Here is a 17,892-nt window from a genome sequence, read left to right as displayed (position 1 = left end):
GATCACTATACACACGCGACAGGTCTAATGCAGCAGAAAGGCGGTACAGGTGAACAGCGCAGATCCGTGGACCAGGTTGAGGCCAGAGCAGTCCAGAGAAGCCATTCCCCACCCCGCTAAAGCGGGGCGTCCCCTGGCTAGGTCCTGATGGAACAGTTCACGGACCGGGCCGGTCCCGTCACCGCGGCGCCCGATGTCACCTCGGTGATCGGGCGGATGCGTGACTTTCAGTCCTCCTGGCCGCCGGTGGACGGGGTGGCCGTCTTCAACCGGGTCTATCTGACGGTCACCGAGACCGTCGACCGGCGGATCTCCGGTGGCGCGTTCCCGGACCGGGTGGCCACCGCCGCCCTGGACGTGCGGTTCGCGGAGCGCTATCTGACGGCGGTCGACGCGGCGACGGCCGGGCGACGGCCGCCCGACTGCTGGCGCCCGCTGTTCCAGTACCGGCGCCATCCCGGCGTACGGCCGCTGCAGTTCGCACTGGCGGGTATCAACGCACACATCGGCCATGACCTGGCACTCGCGGTCGTGGACACCTGCCATGCGCTGCACTGCGCTCCGCCGGAGCTGGAGGACGAATTCGACCAGGTGGGTGATCTCCTCGTGATGCTGGAGGAGCAGATCCGGGAGGATCTGATGCCGGGGCCCGATCTGCTGGAGGTCGCGGATCCGCTCACCCATCTGCTGGGGTCGTGGTGCCTGGAGCGGGCCCGTGAGGCGGCATGGTCGGCGGCCCGGGTGCTGTGGCGGCTGCGTGATCTCCCGCTCCTCGCCGAGGAGTTCCGGCAGCGGATGGACGCGGGGGCCGGTCTGGTGGGGCGCTGTCTGCTCACTCCTTGCCGCTGACCGCGCCCCACCGGGTGCTCAGAAACTGTCGCCGTACCGGTGGACGGCTCCGGGCGCGGTGACCGTCGCCCGTACCGCCGCCGGGTCGGCCGGCAACGGACGGGCCATGCCCACGTGCTCCTCCCCCGCCACCGCGTCGGTGAGCAGCCGAGGCAGGGCTGCCCGGATCTCGGCGGTGTCGGGAAGCCGGATGCGGGCGCGGGTCAGTCCTCCGGGAGTTCGACCGGGGCGATGTCGTCGAAGACATCGCCGGGGCCGGGGTTCGTCGCGTCCGTGGCACCGCCGAAGTGGTTCATCACACCCCATACGGCGTTGAGCGCGGTCTGCACGGCGCCCTCGGCCCACCCGGCCGTCCACGAGATGTCGTCGCCCGCGAGGAAGAGTCCCCGCTTGTCGGCGGGCAGCCGGTCCTGCATGAAATGGGTGAACAGCCGCCGCTGGTAGCGGTAGTGGCCCGGCAGGTTGGCCTTGAACGCACCCATGAAATAGGGCTCGTTCTCCCAGGAGACCGTCACCGGATTGCCGATGATGTGCTTCCTGATGTCCACGTTCGGGTAGATCTCGCCGAGCGACTTCAGCATCACTTCCATGCGCTCGTTCGGGGAGAGCGGCAGCCACTTCAGACTGTCGTCGCACCAGGTGTACGAGAGGCAGATGACGGCCGGCTTGTCGGGCCCGTCGTCGAGAAGGTACGTGCCCCGGGTCATCCGGTCGGTGAGCGTCATCGACATGGTGTCGCGTCCGGTGGGAACCCCCCTGCCGTCGACGGCCTTGTCCAGCCAGAACGGCCGGTCGACGGGTACGAACAGCTTCGACGACTCCATGTAGTGGGTCCGCTCCATCGCCGTCCAGTGGTCGATGGGGAACAGCTCGTCGTCGCAGGCGATCTTGGAGAGCAGCAGCCAGGACTGCCCCGTGAAGATCGCCGCCCGGAAGGTGCGGATGTCGCCGGTCGCGTCGGTGACCGTGATCCGGTTCCCGGCGGTGCGGTGCAGCCGGGTCACGGCGGGACGCGGCTCCCCCTCGTGCAGTGAGGACAGCGAGGTACCGAGCGGCCAGTGCACGATCTTCTGCGGCTCACGGTCCCAGAGCCGCAGCGGGAGCTGCTGGCTGCCGCCGACGATGCCGCGGTGGTGGTCGTCGGCCTCGGTGTAGACGACCCGCAGGATCTCCAGGATGGAGTTGGGGAAGTCGGTGTCCCAGCCGCCGGTGCCGAACCCGACCTGGCCGAAGATCTCGCGGTGCCGGAACGACTTGAAGGCGTCGGAGGCGCAGAGGAAGCCGTAGAAGGTCTGGTTGTCGAGCTTCTCGACGAGCTTCGCCCAGATCTCCCGGATCCGCGGGACATCGCGCTCACGCATCGCCCGGTTCATGTCGGAGAAGTCGGCGCCCTCCTCCAGACAGGCGTTCCAGGCGTCCATCACGTCGCGGTAGACCTGCGGCAGGTCGTCGATCGTCTCCGCGTAGTGCGACTCGCCCTTGAGGTCGACGACGGTCGACGGGGTGGTCGGCGCGAGCGGGTTGGGGAACGGGCTGGTCTCCAGGCCCACCAGGTCGATGTAGTGCTGCAGCGCCGTGGATGACGGCGGGAAGCGCATCGCGCCCATCTCGGCGGTCAGTGAAGGGTCGCACCCGTCGAAGCCGACGGTACGCAGCCGGCCGCCTATCCGGTCCGCCTCGTAGACGACGGGCTTGAGGCCCATCTTCATCAGTTCGTACGCCGCCACGATGCCGGAGAGCCCGCCGCCGATGACCGCCACCTCGGCGCCGTGCTCGGTCGCCGGTATCTGCCCCAGCCCCGCGGGGTGCGCCAGGAAGTCGTCGTACGCGTAGGGGAAGTCCGGACCGAACATGGTGATCGGCGGCTGCGCGTCGGTGTGCTGGACGGCGTTGGGCACCGTGGACGTCATGGGGTGGGGACTCCTTGCGAGGGCAGTGGAAGAGAGGGGCGCGGCGGGCTCAGACGAGGGAGCCGTACAGACCGGGGCGGCGGTCGCGCAGATACGGGTTGCCGGCGCGGGACGCGGTCAGGAACTCCGGGTCGACCTCGCCGACCACGAGCTCCTCGCCACGTCCGGCGCGGGTGCGGACCGTGCCGTCGGGGCCGGCCAGACAGCTCAGCCCGACGAACTCGAACTCGCCTTCCGGACCGGTCCTGTTGACGTACGCGACATACATCTGGTTCTCGAAGGCGCGGACCGGCACGAGGGACTCGGGGACGAACTGGAAGGGGTGCATCTGCGCGGTCGGCACCAGCAGCAGATCGGTGGCGGCGAGGGCGTGCGCCCGTACGTTCTCCGGGAACTCGACGTCGTAACAGATCATGATCCCGATGCGTACGCCGTCCAGTTCGGTCTGGACGACGGTCTGCTCGCCGGGGGTGAACCACTGCTGCTCGAAGCAGCCGAAGAGGTGGGTCTTGCGGTAGTTGGCGAGCCGGGTGCCGTCGGGGCCGATCAGTTGCGCGGAGTTGAAGATCAGCTCGTCCGCGCGCTCCGGGTACCCGTAGAGGACCGCGAGCCCGTGCCGTACGGCGATGGAGGCCACGGTCTGCGCGGAGGCGCCGTCGGCGGGCTCGGCCAGCAGGGGTACGTCGTCGCCGATGGCATACCCGGTCAGGAACAGCTCGGGACAGACGAGCAGCCGCGCCCCGGCGGCTGCCGCGCGCTCTGCCGCCTCGTCGAGGGCCTTGATGTTCTCGGCCACCGAGCCCGGACGTCCGGAGCTCTGGAGCAGGGCGGTGCGCAACGGCGGCATGGCTGACCTCGGGCAGTACGGGCGGGGCGGGGACGTATAGACGGTACGGGCCGGTAATCCGGCCGGACAAGGCGCGAGCGTTGCGCGCCGACCGTCGATCCATTGCGCAATTCGCCGGTCCGGCGGTGATTCGTTGCGTGGAGCGTCTGGGCAGGTCAGAGGGGTGATATCGGTCTCGCGTCGGAGCGGGTCCCCACCGAGCGGCGGAGAGCGGACGGGGCCCCTGGCGCGATGTGCGGCGGTGGTCCCGCGGGAAGAGTGGGAGCCGTCCGAGCGACTCCCGCTCCGCCCTACGGAAGGCCTGTCATGACCCGCATCGCGCACACCCGCACCCGGCTCGCCGCGATCGCAGCTGCGCTACAGCTGGATGAACCAGGAGGCGGAGGACCACCTGCCCCCATGCGTGTCCTCGGCCCCGTTCGAGAAGGTCGAGGCGGGCACCGGCGACTTCACGGTGCTGCCCTGGCACCCGGAGTACAAGCAGAAGAGCTGATACCCGCCCGCAGGATCAGCCCGGCGTCCCCGAGGAGTACCGCCGCAGCAGCGGCGACAGCACCAGCACGGACTTGGTTCGCTCCACATAGGGCTCGCCCGCGATCCGCTCCAGCACCTGCTCGAAGTGGCGCATGTCGGCGGCGAAGACCTGGACGATCGCGTCGGCCTCCCCGGTGACCGTGGAGGCCGAGGCGATCTCGGGGTAGCGCGCCAGACCGCTCTTGATCGCTTCCGGTGAGGTGTTGCGGCTGCAGTAGATCTCGATGAAACCCTCGGTCTCCCAGCCGAGCGCCGCCGGGTCCACCCGCACGGTGAATCCGGTGATGGCCCCCTCCGCCCGCAACCGGTCGACCCGGCGTTTCACCGCGGGCGCGGACAGGCCGATGATCGCGCCGATGTCGGCGTAGGAGCGGCGGGCGTCCTCGGCAAGGGCGTGGACGATGCGTTCGTCGAGATCGTTCAGTCGCACTTCAGGTGGATCACTTCTCTGCGATGGCCGGTCGGGGCGTCGGCAGCACGGTGCCGCAACCGAAGTAGAACACGTGGTGGTGGGCGGGGCCGTACGGACGTCGGCACGGTGCAACGGGGTAGGGGTGGAGTGCGTACCCGGCGAACGGAGCTCCGATGACCTGGCTCGACCCCGCCCCCTTCCTGCGAGGTGTCGCCTGGTGGGACGGCGTGTGCCCGGTCCGCGCCGACCCGGCCGATCGGGCGCGGCTGCCGTGGGACACCGCGGAGCGGGCGCTGCTGCCGACCGGGGTCCGGCTGGAGTTCCTGGCACCGGGAGCGCGTGCGGTGGAGATCCGCTACCGCGCCGCGGCCCGGGGCGCGGCGGACGGCCGAGCCGGGCTCTTCGCACTGTGGCAGGGCGGGCAGTGTGTCGCGGAGGTCCTCGTCGCCCCCGCCGAGGAGGCCGTCACCGTGATCGGACTCCCGCCGGGGGAAGGCCCGTTCACCGTCCATCCGCCGGAGACGCTGGGCCCGGCGATCCTGGGGCTGCGGGCAGTGGGCGGGGCGCTGCTGCCCGCCCCGGTGCGGCCGCGGTGGGTGGTCCACGGGGACTCGATCACCGAGGGCTGGTGGTCGGCACGCCCGGCCCACGCCTGGCCCGCCGTGGCGGGCCGCGCGCTGGGCCTCGACCCGGTCAACCTCGGGTACGCGGGTTCGGCGCGCGGGGAGTTGTGCGTCGCCGAGCAGATCGCCGGGCTCCCGGCCGACGTACTGACGCTGGCCTTCGGTACGAACTGCTGGGCGTCGGTACCGTTCTCGGCGCCGCTGCTGTACGAGACGGTGCGCGCCTTCGTCGCCCTGGTGCGCGCGGGCCACCCGGGGACGCCGATCCTGCTGGTCTCGCCGCTCCTGCGCCCGGACGCGGAGGACACCCCGAACGCCCTGGGAGCCACGCTGTCCGAGCTGCGGACGGCGCTGGAGCGGGCCGGCGCGAGCCTCGTCCGGGCGGGGGACGCCCGGCTGTCGGTACTGCCGGGACGGGAGGTCCTGGGCCCGGAACACCTGGTGGACGGCCTCCACCCGGACGACAGCGGCCACGCCCTGCTGGCGGCGGCGGTCGCAGATGCCCTCACCCCCTACGTACCCCTGGCAACGGAGAACGCCCGGGCCGCAACAGCGGCCCAGGCGCAGTCCTCGTGAACAACCCCGCGGGTCAATACGCCCAGGGCCTCTCGTTCGGATCATGCTCGCGGAGTCCGGCCTGACCCGAACGAAGGACCCTGGTGCCCCTCCCGGCAAGCTCTGCCCCGTCGCACCGCCCAGCACGCCCGCTCGACGACGCTCCTCATGAGGCAAACATTGCCGGTCGCGGCACTAGCTCCAGCTGGCGTGCAGCGGCTTGCCCTCGGCGTAACCGGCGGCGCTCTGCACACCGACGACCGCCTTCTCGGCGAACTCCTCCAGGGACGCCGCACCGGCGTACGTGAAGGAGGAGCGGACGCCCGCGATGATCGAGTCGATCAGATCCTCGACGCCGGGACGGGCCGGGTCCAGGAACATCCGCGAGGTGGAGATGCCCTCTTCGAAGAGCGCCTTGCGGGCCCGGTCGTACGCGGACTCGTCCGACGTACGGTTCTTCACGGCGCGCGCGGACGCCATGCCGAAGGACTCCTTGTAGTACCGGCCGTCGGCGGCCTGCTGGAGGTCGCCGGGTGACTCGTGCGTACCGGCGAACCAGGAGCCGATCATCACGTTGGACGCGCCCGCGGCGAGCGCCATGGCGACATCGCGCGGGTGGCGGACGCCGCCGTCCGCCCAGACGTGCTTGCCGTGCTTCTTCGCCTCTGCGGCGCACTCCAGCACCGCGGAGAACTGCGGCCGTCCGACACCGGTCATCATCCGCGTGGTGCACATGGCACCGGGGCCGACCCCGACCTTGATGATGTCCGCGCCGGCCTCGATGAGGTCGCGCACGCCCTCGGCGGCGACGATGTTGCCCGCGACGATCGGCACCTGCGGGTCGAGCGCCCGGACCGCGCGGACCGCGCTGATCATGGACTCCTGGTGGCCGTGCGCGGTGTCGACGACGAGCGTGTCGACGCCCGCGTCGAGGAGCTGCTTGGCCTTGCCCGCGACATCGCCGTTGATCCCGACGGCGGCGGCGATCCGCAGCCTGCCGTCGGCGTCGGTGGCCGGGGTGTAGAGCGTGGCGCGGAGCGCCGCCTTGCGGGTGAGGATGCCGACGAGCCGGCCGTCCGCGTCGACCGCGGGGGCGAGCTTGCGGTGGGCGCCGTCAAGCTTGTTGAACGCGTCGCGCGGGTCGATGTCCGCGTCGAGCAGCACGAGGTCCTTGGACATGACCACGGAGAGCTGGGTGAAGCGGTCGACGCCGGTCAGGTCGTGGTCGGTGACGACGCCGATGGGCCGCTGCTCCTCGTCGACGACGACGCCCGCGCCGTGGGCACGCTTCGGGAGCAGGGACAGGGCGTCGGCGACCGTCTGGCCCGGGGCGAGCACGATCGGCGTGTCGAGCACGAGGTGGCGCGTCTTCACCCAGGAGATGACGTCGGTGACGACGTCGATCGGGATGTCCTGCGGAATGACGACCAGACCGCCGCGGCGGGCGATCGTTTCGGCCATCCGGCGGCCCGCGATCGCCGTCATGTTGGCAACGACGAGCGGGATGGTGGTGCCGGTGCCGTCCGGCGAGGAGAGGTCGACCCCCTGACGGGAACCGACCGCTGAGCGGCCCGGGACCATGAAGACATCGTCGTACGTGAGGTCGTACGGGACCGAGGGGGACTGTGTATAACGACCGGTGCCGGGTTCAAGAAAACGCATGACACTCATATTTTCACGCGAAACGGCACAGGTCGCTGCCACGAAGGCACAGCAAATGCCCCCCGCGTTCATACGTTCCTCCAGGGAGCGAGTGCGGGAGCCCCGGGCAAGCGAAACCTGCCTTGTGCGGGGACCCTACCCGAATGACATGCGAACCATTCGCGATCATCTTCCCTAGACCTGACGACAAGGGGTCAGGTAGCTTCCAACGCGCAGGTCCCGCGGGTCACGCCTACGTCCCGAGGAACAGGCGGAACAGCCCCAACTTCCGCCATACGTACGACCGGAGAGGATCCAGACCCGCCGTGGAGAACGAACTGCCGGACATCTACTGCCCGTTCCCCCAGCGGACGAATCCGCACGTCGCGCACACCCGTGAACACCTCGACAACTGGACGCGCAACACCGGCCTGGTGCACCGCGATTCAGCCAGGGAGCGCTTCGAGCAAGCCGATTTCGGCGCCTTCGTCGGCATGGTGTACCCGACCGCGAATGAGCACAATCTCGACCTCGTCGCCGACTGGCTCGTGTGGCTGTTCCTCGTCGACGACCAGCTCGACGACGGCCACCTCGGCCGCAGCCCGGAGCGGGTGCGGGACGTGGTCGCCCTGATGCGCAGCGTGGTCGAGGGCACCGGTGCCGGCCCGCTGCCGGACGAGGATCTCCCGGCCGCCGTGGTCGCCCTGGCCGACCTGTGGAAACGTACGACGCCGAACGCGGCGGCGCACTGGCTCCGGCGCTTCGCCCGGCACCTGGTCGCCTACCTCACCACGGCCACCACCTGGGAGACGGGGAACCGGGCGAACGGTGTCGTGCCGTCCGAGGAGACCTACATCGCCAAGCGGCGGCACACCGGCGCGACACACGTCTGCACGGACCTGATCGAGATCGTGACCGGCATCGAGGCGCCCGAGTCGATCCACAACGATCCCCGGTTCATCGTCGCCGTGGAAACGTCGGGCAACGTCGTGTGCTGGGCCAACGACGTGTACTCGTACGAGAAGGAACAGGTACTCGGCGAGATCCACAACCTCGTCCATCTGGTCCGGCACCACCGCGGTTACGGAAAGCAGCAGGCGCTCGAACACGTCTGCGCGGAGATCGCCACCGAGACCGAGCGCTTCCTGGCGGCCGAGGCCGAACTGCTCATGGCCTATCCCCAGCTGTCCGGGATGCTCCTCCCGTACCTGGACGGGATGCGGAGCTGGATGCGCGGCAATCTGGACTGGTCACGGCAGACACCCCGCTACAACCCGGCCGACGTCAGCCAGTACAAGGCGCCGGAGCAGTACCTGGAGGCGACGGTCCTGGGCATCGGACCGGAACCCGCCGACCGCGGGGCCGAGGGACGCGTCGGCTGAGGATCACACAGAAAAGAGCAGGACAGTACGGAGAAAGCCGGGTGCGCGTGCCGCACCCGGCTTTCCCCCTGAACATTTCGTCCTCGCGACAACGCCGCAGAGGTGCGTGCCGGACCCCGCAAGCCCAGCTGATCCGAACGAGAGGCCCTAATCGCCGTCCGGGTCGGCGCGCTCCAGCGCGGGCCGCTGCGGCGCCGCCGACTCCGTCAGCAGATAGTCGGCAGCGGCCGTGTCCGTCACCAGGCTGGTGACCAGACCGGACCGCAGGACCGCCCCGATCGCCGCCGCCTTGCGCTGGCCGCCCGCGATCGCCACCACCTCGGGGATCCGGCGCAGCCGGTCCGCCTCGACCGTGATGCACCGCTCCCCCAGGTCACGGCCGACCCGACGCCCCTGCGTGTCGAAGAGGTGGGCGGACATCTCGGCAGCGACGCCCAGCGACGCGTAGTGTGCCCGCTCCTCGTCCGTGAGCATGTCGTGGACGGTGGAGATACCCGGCTCCCACGAGCCGATGGAGACCGCGGCGACCGTCACCTTGTCGAAGTATTCGAAGGCACGGGCGATGCCGGTCTGGTGACGCAGCGCGGCGGCCGTGGCCGGGTCGGGCAGCAGCATCGGCGCATAGATCGGGTGGGCCTCGCCGCCGGACACCTGGGCGGCCCTGCGGACCGCCTCGACCGAGCCGCGCTCGGCCGTTCCCGCGTCGTACACCCCGGTCAGCTGGACGACCGTGCACGGCGGCAGCCGGTCGAGGGCCGCCGCCATGTGAATGGTGGACCGGCCCCAGGCCAGGCCCAGCACATCGCCCTCGTTCACCAGTTCGCCCAGAAGGTCGGCCGCGACCTCACCCAGATTCTCCGGGTCCGGGGCGTCGTCCTCCTCCTCTGCCGGCGATTCGACGACGACCGCGTGCCGCAGCCCGTAGCGGGCCCGCAGCGCGTCGGAGCGCTCCGCGTCCAGTTCTGCGGGGACCCGGATCTCGATCCGTACGAGGTCACGCTCAAGGGCCGTCTCCAGGACCCGGGCCACCTTGAAGCGGCTGACGCCGAACTCCTCGGCGATCTGGATCTTCGACTTCCCCTCAAGGTAGAAGCGACGGGCCATGGCCGCCGCCTGCACCAGCTCCGCGGGCCCCATCCGCAGGGCGGACCTGCCCGCCGACATTGCAGACACCGCGATCTCCTCACTGCTGTTCACACGCTCGATACGCCGTTCATCCTGTCAGATACGGCAATCCTTGATCGGTCCCGTCGGACCGCGTTCATCTGCACGTGGCCGAGCCGACCGGCAATCGGGGGCCGGAGTCGGTGCCGCCGTCACTGCCGACGTCCCCGTCGGCTTCAGTGGTTGCACGCCCAGGCCGCCGAAGCGATCGTCCCGTCCGCCTTGGTACGCAGGGCGCGTACCGCCTCGGCCGGGTCATTGGCCCCGTACACCGCCGAGCCGGCGACGAAGACGTCCGCACCGGCCTCGGCGCACCGCTCGATGGTGGATTCCGAGACGCCACCGTCGACCTGCAGCCACAGCTCCAGACCGTGCTTGGAGATCAGCTCACGGGTGCGGCGGATCTTCGGCAGCATGATGTCGAGGAAGGCCTGGCCGCCGAAGCCCGGCTCCACCGTCATGATCAGCAGCATGTCGAGCTCGGGAAGCAGGTCCTCGTACGGCTCGATGGGCGTCGCCGGCCTGAGCGCCATCGAGGCGCGGGCGCCCTTGGCCCGGATCTCCCGCGCCAGCCGTACGGGCGCTGCCGCGGCCTCCACGTGGAAGGTGACGGAACCGGCACCCGCCTCGACGTACTGCGGCGCCCAGCGGTCCGGGTCCTCGATCATCAGATGGCAGTCCAGCGGCGTCTCCGTGGCCCGGCTGAGCGATTCCACGATCGGCACGCCGAGGGTCAGATTGGGCACGAAGTGGTTGTCCATCACATCGACGTGGAGCCAGTCGGCGCCTTCGACAGCTGTCGCCTCCTCGGCGAGACGGGCGAAGTCGGCGGACAGGATGCTCGGGTTGATCTGGGCCATGTGCCAAGCGTGCCACGTTCCGCGGCACTTCCCTGCCTCGGTACGCCCCAAAGCCTCACGGGATCATTACAGTTCGCACAATCCCGGCGATTCGGCCCGGGCCGAGGGCCCGGAAGGTAGCCGTCAGGCCGTACGACGCAACAGCGCGAGGTACATCGCGTCCGTGCCGTGCAGATGCGGCCACAGCTGGACGTCGGGTCCGTCGCCCAGCGCGGGCACACCCGGCATCAGCGGACGCGCGTCCACCCACTCCGCCTCGACCGGCTCACCGCCGCGCCCCTTGAGTACGTCCTCGACCACCACCCGGGTCTCCGCGAGATGCGGCGAGCAGGTCGCGTAACCGACGATGCCGCCGACCCGCACGGCCTTCAACGCCTCACGCAGCAGACCGCGTTGCAGCGGCGCGAAGTTCTCCAGGTCCTCGGCGCGGCGGCGCCAGCGGGACTCCGGGCGGCGGCGCAGCGCGCCGAGGCCGGAGCACGGTACGTCCATCAGGACCCGGTCGAAGACGCCGGGCTGCCACGGCGGGCGGGTGCCGTCGGCGGTGATCACCTGGTACGGACCGGGGTTGCCGGCCAGTGCCCGCTCCACGAGACGGGCCCGGTGCGGCTGCTTCTCGGCGGCCAGCAGCGCGGCTCCGCGTTCGGCGGCGAGGGCAGCGAGCAGCGCGGCCTTGCCACCCGGTCCGGCGCATCCGTCGAGCCAGCGGCTGTCGCTGCCCTCCACCGGCGCGTTGGCGAGAGCGGCGGCCACCAGCTGGCTGCCCTCGTCCTGGACCCCGGCGCGGCCCTCCTGCACGGCGCCCAGGGCGCCGGGCTCGCCGCCCTCCGCCATCCGCACGGCATAAGGCGACCAGCGGCCGGGGAGGCCGTTCTCGTCACCGAGGGCCGTGAGCAGCTCCTCGGTGGTGGAGCGGCCGGGGCGGGCGACGAGGGTGACCTCGGGCCGCTCGTTGTCGGCTTCGAGGAGGTCCTCGATCCCGGCGCGGCCGCCGCCCAGCGCGTCCCAGAGCGCGGAGACGATCCAGCGCGGATGCGAGTGCACGACCGCCAGGTGGTCCTCGGCGTCCTCGTCGTACGACGGCGCGACGCGCGCCACCCAGCCGTCGAGGTCGTCCGCGGCGACCTTCCGCAGCACGGCGTTGACGAACTTGGCGCGCCCCTCGCCGAGTACCACCCGGGCCAGCTCCACGCTGGCGGATACCGCGGCGTGGGTGGGGATACGGGTGCCGAGCAGCTGGTGCACGCCCATGTTGAGCACGTCGAGAACCGGCGGGTCGACCTCCCGCAGCGGCCGGTCGATGCAGGCCGCGACGATCGCGTCGTACGTGCCCTGGCGGCGCAGCGTCCCGTAGACCAGTTCGGTCGCCAGCGCCGCGTCCCTGGCGTCGAAGTCGCCCTTGGCGCGTGCCTTCTTCAGCAGCGGGGGCAGGACGAGGTTGGCGTACGCGTCGCGTTCGTCGACGGCCCTGAGCGCCTCGAAGGCGAGGAACCGGACCGGGTCCTTCTGGGGCCGGCGATGCGGCTTGGCGGGACGGCGACGCTGCTGGTCGTTCACGTGAAAGGTGCTCCGCTGATGGTGAGGGGCGAATCCTCCCAGCGTAATCCCTCCGTACCGGGACAGTGGCTGAGTGAGCTGCCAGGACGCCTTGCTCAGGGAAGCGGCGCTAGATCCCCACCAGCTCCCCCGGGACGATCCGCACCCCGCGCGCCCAGTCCGCGGCCCGCATCGGCTTCTTGCCCTGCGGCTGGACCCAGAGCAGCTCGACGGCGTGCGATCCGGTGCCGACGTACACATGGTTCTTGGACGCGGACAGCTCACCGGGCGCCAGATCGGCGCGGTCCAGGACCGGCACGGCCTGGATCAGCTTGAGGCGTTCCCCGCGGAAGAGCGTCCATGCCCCGGGGGCGGGGGTGCAGCCACGCACCACCCGGTCGACCCTCAGTGCCGGTGCGGACCACTGCACCTGGGCGTCCTCGACGGTGATCTTCGGTGCGAGGGTGACGCCGTCCACGGGCTGCGGCACGGCGTGCAGCGTGCCGTCCTCGATGCCGTCCATGGTCGCGGCGAGCAGCCCGGCACCGGCGAAGGCGAGCCGGGTCAGCAGATCACCGCTGGTGTCCGTGGGCCGCACCTCCTCGGTGAGGACGCCGTACACCGGGCCCGAGTCGAGCCCCTCCTCGATCAGGAAGGTCGAGGCGCCGGTGACCTCGTCGCCGGCCATCACCGCGTGCTGGACGGGGGCCGCGCCGCGCCAGGCGGGCAGCAGCGAGAAGTGGAGGTTGACCCAGCCACGGGCGGGTACGTCGAGGGCGATCTTGGGCAGCAGCGCCCCGTACGCGACGACCGGACAGCAGTCCGGGGCGATCTCCCGCAGCCGTGCGAGGAAGTCCTCGTCGCGCGGGCGGGCGGGCTTGAGCACCTCGATCCCGGCCTCCTCGGCGCGCTCGGCGACGGGGCTGGCGACCAAGCGGCGCCCCCGCCCCGAAGGTGCGTCGGGGCGGGTGACGACAGCGGCCACCTCGTGGCGGCCGGAGGCGATCAAGGCGTCCAAGGCGGGTACGGCAACCTCGGGGGTGCCTGCGAAGACGAGCTTCATCCGATGGCCTCTCAAGCTGGTACGGGAAGTTGAGCAGCGCACCAGTCTGTGACTCCTCCGCCCCACGAACGGGGCGGCTTCTCACTTGGCTCACCAGAGCCTCGTGACGGCCAAGCCCTGACCGCTGCCCAGGGGCAGAGCCAGAGCGTACTACGCCGGTGCGGGAACACCGCCCCGCCGGGGGCGTACGCACGGCCGTGCGCCCCGCGTTTCGACGCATACGCCCCTGGAGCGTGACCACATCACCGGGTCACGCGTTGGTCAAGAGAGATTGACCGAAGCGGGCCGCCACCGTGCGGCCCGGCCCCTTTCAACGCCGGTTCGAGAGGCTTCTTCATGGCCGACCACGCAACCCACGACGCCCAAGCGCGGGCCAGCCTGCATCTGTTGGTGCGGGACATCGAGCGGGTCCGGCGGCAGGTGGACGCACTGCGCACGCTCACGGCCCAACTGGGCAACGTCTACCGTCCGCGCCGCTCCGGCCCGTCCACGGGCTTCGTCGTCTACGGCAGGGCCCCGGCCCCCACCGTCAGGCTGGCCCAGGAACTGCGCGACAGCGTCGAGACCCTGGTGACGGCGGCAGTGGACTTCGACCGCTCGCTGGGCTTCTCCTGGGATGCGGTGGGCTCCGCGCTCGGGGTCACCAAGCAGGCGGTCCACCGGCGCTACGGCGCCCGCCGGAACACCCCGCAGCCGGGAACCACCGAGGTGCCGGCCGAGACCGCCGTGCCGTGTCCGCTGCCCGTGACGCCCGGGTCCGGCACGGCTCCGGTGCTGCCCGCCGTACCCGCCGCCCGCTCCATGCCCCCGCAGCCCTCCGCGGACCGGCCTCCCCTGCGCGAGGAACTGCGCCCCGGCGTCTTCCCCGGCCCGCGCAACGGCTGACCGAGTCCCCCTCTGCCCCACGGTGCCTGGCGCACGGCGGGGCAATCGTATGTGCACCGTCCACCGGGCGCCGGCGGGCCGGGTCAGCCGATGTCCGGGGGATCGATCCTGATCCGGACCGGATCACCGCTGCCCCGGGCCGTCCGCGCGGCCTGTGCCGTCTTCAGCGCGGCAGCCAGCGCGGCGCCGCTGCCCGGCGGAACCCTGAGCAGCGCCCGCTCCCAGCTCTCCCCCAGCGGCGCGTCCCACGGTCTTCTGGGCCTGCCGGGTTCGGTACCCGGAACCGGGACCGGGCCGAGCACCTCCGCCTCCGGCGGCAGTTCGGCGGCGGCAAGGAACGCCGCGAGCGCCTCCGGCAGGCCGGTCACCGACGCCATCCGGGACACCGGCGGGAAACCCAGCTCGGCGCGTTCCGCCAGCTCGCGGCGGGCATGGCCGACCGGGTCCCAGCGCACCAGCGCCTGGACCGGCCGCAGGGTCGGTTCGGCGACGATCACCACCGTGCCGCCCTCCGGCTGGCCCTGTACCAGCGAGGCCGCGGCGGTCCAGCGGCGCAGCGCCTCCTCGCCGGCCCGCAGATCGGGGCGGCCGACCATCGCCCAGCCGTCCAGCAGCAGCGCGGCCGCATAACCGCCCTCGGCGACGGGTTCGGCGCCCGGGGTGCTCACGACCAGCGCGGGCGCGGCCGGCACGGAGTCCAGGATGTGGTCGCGGCCGGACGTCCGCACCGGCACGGCGGGGAAGGCCCGGCCGAGCTCCTCGGCCGTCCGGCGGGCGCCGACGATCTGGGCCCGCAGCCGCTGGGAGCCGCAGGCCACGCAGTGCCAGGCGGCCTCGGCCCGCCCGCACCACGCACAGTTGAGATCCCGCTGGTCCGGCGCCTCCAGCGGCCCGGCGCAGTGGCGGCACCGGGCAGGTTCACGGCAGCGCTCGCAGGCCAGCCGCGGCGCGTATCCGCGACGCGGCACCTGGACCAGCACCGGTCCGCGGCGCAGCCCGTCCCGTACGGTCTGCCAGGCGAGACTGGGCAGTCGCGCCGCCCTGGCCGCCCCGTCCCGGGCCAGCTCGCCGTCGCCGACGGTACGCACCAACGGCGCCGCGATCCGCAACTGCTCCCGGTCCGCGCGCAGCGGCAGCGCCCAGCCGGTCTCCACCAGCTGGGCGGCCTCCACGGTGCAGCTCGTGCCGCCGAGCAGGAACGCGCACCGGCCGTGCGCGGCCCGCAGCTCCAGGACCTCCCGGACATGCGGGAAGGGGGCGTTGTCGTCGCTGTGGCTCGAGTCCCCGTCGTCCCAGACGGCGACCAGGCCCAGGTCCGCGACCGGAGCGAACATCGCGGCCCGCGTCCCGACCACCGCACGCACCGATCCGCGCCGCACGGCAAGCCACTCCCGGTACCGCTTCTCGGGTCCGGAGTCGGCGGTCAGCAGGGCGTGGCGGCCCACCCCGAGCAGTTCGGTGAGCGCGGAGTCCACGCGCCCCGCCGTGCGCCCGTCCGGTACGACGACGAGCGCGCCCCGCCCCGAGGCGAGGGTGGCGGCCACGGCCCTGGCGATCTCCTGGGGCCAGTGCGGCCCGGGCAGCGCGGTCCATACCGCCCGGGGGGCACCGCCCTCGGCCAGTGACCGCAGGAACGCGGGCCCCTCCTCGTACCGCTCCCAGCTCCCGGGCGACGGCGCCGGGGGCGGTGGCAGCGGCTCCGGCGAGGGCTTGGACTCGGCCCGTCCGTTCCTGGGCGGCACGGCCAGCTGCAGCACATCGGCGAGGCTGCCGGCGTACCGGTCGGCCACCGCGCGCGACAGGGCGAGCAGCTCGGGTCCGAGCACCGGCTCGGGCGACACGACGTAGGCCAGCGCGGCGAGCGCCGCCGGGTAGTCCGACTCGGCACGCCGCTCGATGAGGAACCCGTCGATGAGGCCGCCGCCCTCACGGCGCCCAGCGCGGACATTGCGCCCCCCGGCCCCGAACCGCACCCGCACCCGCACCCCGGGCTGCGCCTCGGCGTCGAGTTCCTCCGGCACGGCGTAGTCGAAGTACTGGTCGAGGTGGAGCACGCCCTTGTTGACCAGCACCCGGGCGACGGGCAGCTCCTTCGCCAGCGCGGCGCCCCGCCAGGTCCGCGGTTTGGCCCGCGGCACCTTCGCCTGCCGCACGGTCTCCCGGATGAGCGCAAGCTGCTCCGGCGCCCCGCCGTCAGGTTCCGCGGACTGCTCGTTGTCCCTGCTCACAGCCAAATTCCTACCAGACGCCACTGACAGCGGCCCCGGGCGGAACGCCCTGGCCGGAACGCCCGGCCGCACGCACCGGGGCCCGGACACCGCGTGCGGTGTCCGGGCCCCGGCGTACAGAGCGAGTGCGGCAGGCCTACAGCCCGGCCGCCTTGCGCAGTGCTTCCACGCGGTCCGTGCGCTCCCAGGTGAAGTCGGGGAGCTCACGGCCGAAGTGGCCGTACGCCGCGGTCTGGGCGTAGATCGGACGCAGCAGGTCGAGGTCGCGGATGATCGCGGCCGGGCGGAGGTCGAAGACCTCGCCGATGGCGTTCTCGATCTTCTCGGTCTCGACCGCGGCGGTGCCGAACGTCTCGACGAACAGGCCCACCGGCTCGGCCTTGCCGATCGCGTACGCGACCTGCACCTCGCAACGGGCCGCGAGGCCCGCCGCGACGACGTTCTTGGCGACCCAGCGCATCGCGTACGCCGCCGAGCGGTCGACCTTCGACGGGTCCTTGCCCGAGAAGGCGCCGCCTCCGTGGCGGGCCATGCCGCCGTACGTGTCGATGATGATCTTGCGGCCGGTCAGACCGGCGTCGCCCATCGGGCCGCCGATCTCGAAGCGGCCGGTCGGGTTGACCAGCAGCCGGTAGCCGTCGGTGTCCAGCTTGATGCCGTCCTCGATCAGCTGCGCGAGGACGTGCTCGACGACGAACTCACGGATGTCGGGGGCGAGCAGCGAGTCCAGGTCGATGTCGCTGGCGTGCTGCGAGGAGACGACGACGGTGTCGAGGCGGACAGCCTTGTCGCCGTCGTACTCGATGGTGACCTGGGTCTTGCCGTCGGGGCGCAGGTACGGGATGGTCCCGTTCTTGCGGACCTCGGACAGCCGCCGGGAGAGCCGGTGCGCGATGTAGACCGGGAGCGGCATGAGCTCGGGCGTCTCGTCACAGGCGTAGCCGAACATCAGGCCCTGGTCGCCCGCGCCCTGCTTGTCGAGCTCGTCCTCCTCGTCCCTCCGGGAGGCACCCTCGACCCGCTTCTCGTAGGCGGTGTCGACGCCCTGAGCGATGTCGGGCGACTGCGCGCCGATGGACACCGAGACGCCGCAGGAGGCGCCGTCGAAGCCCTTCTTCGAGGAGTCGTAGCCGATCTCCAGGATCTTGTTGCGCACCAGAGTCGGAATGTCGGCGTAGGCCTTGGTCGTGACCTCACCCGCGACGTGCACCAGACCGGTGGTGATCAAGGTCTCGACGGCGACGCGCGAAGTCGGGTCCTCGCGCAGGAGGGCGTCGAGAATGGTGTCGCTGATCTGGTCAGCGATCTTGTCGGGGTGACCCTCGGTAACGGATTCCGAGGTGAAGAGACGGCGGGACACATCGCTCCCTGGGGTTGCAGCGGCTGCTGGCTGATCATTGGCG

General features: G+C 71.5%; 15 protein-coding genes. 5 read left to right on the top strand and 10 right to left on the bottom strand.

Annotated features, from left to right (window positions below; all coding sequences use genetic code 11):
• The first annotated feature begins 147 nt into the window (after positions 1-147).
• Positions 148-849 carry a DUF5995 family protein gene (locus ACGFSA_RS16870; protein WP_393304841.1) on the top strand — a complete coding sequence of 234 codons (702 nt, stop codon included), beginning with the start codon at positions 148-150 and terminating at the stop codon, positions 847-849.
• 203 nt (positions 850-1,052) lie between these two features.
• On the opposite strand, the gene ACGFSA_RS16865 is transcribed toward ACGFSA_RS16870, so the two are convergent.
• Positions 1,053-2,759: an NAD(P)/FAD-dependent oxidoreductase gene (locus tag ACGFSA_RS16865; RefSeq protein WP_327247450.1), complete on the bottom strand. Its 1,707-nt coding sequence runs from the start codon at positions 2,757-2,759 to the stop codon at positions 1,053-1,055.
• Between the two features lie 49 nt (positions 2,760-2,808).
• The gene (locus ACGFSA_RS16860; RefSeq protein ID WP_393304838.1) at positions 2,809-3,606 is read right to left on the bottom strand and encodes a carbon-nitrogen hydrolase family protein; all 798 of its coding nucleotides are present in this window, start codon (positions 3,604-3,606) and stop codon (positions 2,809-2,811) included.
• A 367-nt stretch (positions 3,607-3,973) separates the two neighbouring features.
• Here ACGFSA_RS16860 and ACGFSA_RS16855 point away from each other — a divergent pair, with 367 nt between their 5' ends.
• Positions 3,974-4,099 (top strand): hypothetical protein, encoded by a 126-nt coding sequence (locus ACGFSA_RS16855; RefSeq protein ID WP_393304836.1) that lies wholly within the window; start codon positions 3,974-3,976, stop codon positions 4,097-4,099.
• Between the two features lie 15 nt (positions 4,100-4,114).
• On the opposite strand, the gene ACGFSA_RS16850 is transcribed toward ACGFSA_RS16855, so the two are convergent.
• A complete protein-coding gene (locus ACGFSA_RS16850) occupies positions 4,115-4,570 on the bottom strand; it encodes an Lrp/AsnC family transcriptional regulator (RefSeq protein WP_266987999.1) in 456 nt (151 codons plus the stop codon).
• A 155-nt stretch (positions 4,571-4,725) separates the two neighbouring features.
• Between ACGFSA_RS16850 and ACGFSA_RS16845 the strand changes: the two genes are divergently transcribed.
• The gene (locus ACGFSA_RS16845; RefSeq protein WP_393304833.1) at positions 4,726-5,751 is read left to right on the top strand and encodes a GDSL-type esterase/lipase family protein; all 1,026 of its coding nucleotides are present in this window, start codon (positions 4,726-4,728) and stop codon (positions 5,749-5,751) included.
• 174 nt (positions 5,752-5,925) lie between these two features.
• Here ACGFSA_RS16845 and ACGFSA_RS16840 read toward each other — a convergent pair whose 3' ends face one another.
• A complete protein-coding gene (locus ACGFSA_RS16840) occupies positions 5,926-7,392 on the bottom strand; it encodes a GuaB1 family IMP dehydrogenase-related protein (RefSeq protein ID WP_393304831.1) in 1,467 nt (488 codons plus the stop codon).
• Between the two features lie 305 nt (positions 7,393-7,697).
• Here ACGFSA_RS16840 and ACGFSA_RS16835 point away from each other — a divergent pair, with 305 nt between their 5' ends.
• A complete protein-coding gene (locus tag ACGFSA_RS16835; protein WP_393304829.1) occupies positions 7,698-8,753 on the top strand; it encodes a terpene cyclase in 1,056 nt (351 codons plus the stop codon).
• A 147-nt stretch (positions 8,754-8,900) separates the two neighbouring features.
• On the opposite strand, the gene ACGFSA_RS16830 is transcribed toward ACGFSA_RS16835, so the two are convergent.
• From ACGFSA_RS16830 to fmt, 4 genes are all read right to left on the bottom strand, one after another.
• Positions 8,901-9,917, bottom strand: a complete 1,017-nt coding sequence (locus ACGFSA_RS16830; protein WP_393304941.1) for a sugar-binding transcriptional regulator — start codon at positions 9,915-9,917, stop codon at positions 8,901-8,903.
• 176 nt (positions 9,918-10,093) lie between these two features.
• A complete protein-coding gene (gene rpe, locus ACGFSA_RS16825; protein WP_393304827.1) occupies positions 10,094-10,777 on the bottom strand; it encodes a ribulose-phosphate 3-epimerase in 684 nt (227 codons plus the stop codon).
• Between the two features lie 123 nt (positions 10,778-10,900).
• A complete protein-coding gene (locus ACGFSA_RS16820; RefSeq protein ID WP_393304825.1) occupies positions 10,901-12,334 on the bottom strand; it encodes an RsmB/NOP family class I SAM-dependent RNA methyltransferase in 1,434 nt (477 codons plus the stop codon).
• A 109-nt stretch (positions 12,335-12,443) separates the two neighbouring features.
• Positions 12,444-13,376, bottom strand: a complete 933-nt coding sequence (fmt, locus tag ACGFSA_RS16815; protein WP_366694423.1) for a methionyl-tRNA formyltransferase — start codon at positions 13,374-13,376, stop codon at positions 12,444-12,446.
• A gap of 336 nt (positions 13,377-13,712) precedes the next feature.
• On the opposite strand from fmt, the gene ACGFSA_RS16810 reads away from it, so the two are divergent.
• Positions 13,713-14,261: a hypothetical protein gene (locus ACGFSA_RS16810; RefSeq protein WP_393304822.1), complete on the top strand. Its 549-nt coding sequence runs from the start codon at positions 13,713-13,715 to the stop codon at positions 14,259-14,261.
• An 83-nt stretch (positions 14,262-14,344) separates the two neighbouring features.
• Here the strand turns inward: ACGFSA_RS16810 and ACGFSA_RS16805 are convergent, their stop codons facing one another.
• Together ACGFSA_RS16805 and metK are read right to left on the bottom strand one after the other, a co-directional pair.
• Positions 14,345-16,489, bottom strand: a complete 2,145-nt coding sequence (locus ACGFSA_RS16805) for a primosomal protein N' (RefSeq protein ID WP_393304820.1) — start codon at positions 16,487-16,489, stop codon at positions 14,345-14,347.
• A gap of 136 nt (positions 16,490-16,625) precedes the next feature.
• Positions 16,626-17,849 (bottom strand): methionine adenosyltransferase, encoded by a 1,224-nt coding sequence (gene metK / locus ACGFSA_RS16800; protein WP_393304818.1) that lies wholly within the window; start codon positions 17,847-17,849, stop codon positions 16,626-16,628.
• Positions 17,850-17,892: the final 43 nt, after the last annotated feature.

It is taken from the genome of Streptomyces sp. NPDC048496, assembly GCF_043200055.1.
Taxonomy (GTDB): Bacteria; Actinomycetota; Actinomycetes; order Streptomycetales; family Streptomycetaceae; genus Streptomyces.
The sequence above is the reverse complement of the archived record's forward strand: the minus strand, read 5'-3'. Positions and strand labels throughout refer to the sequence as shown.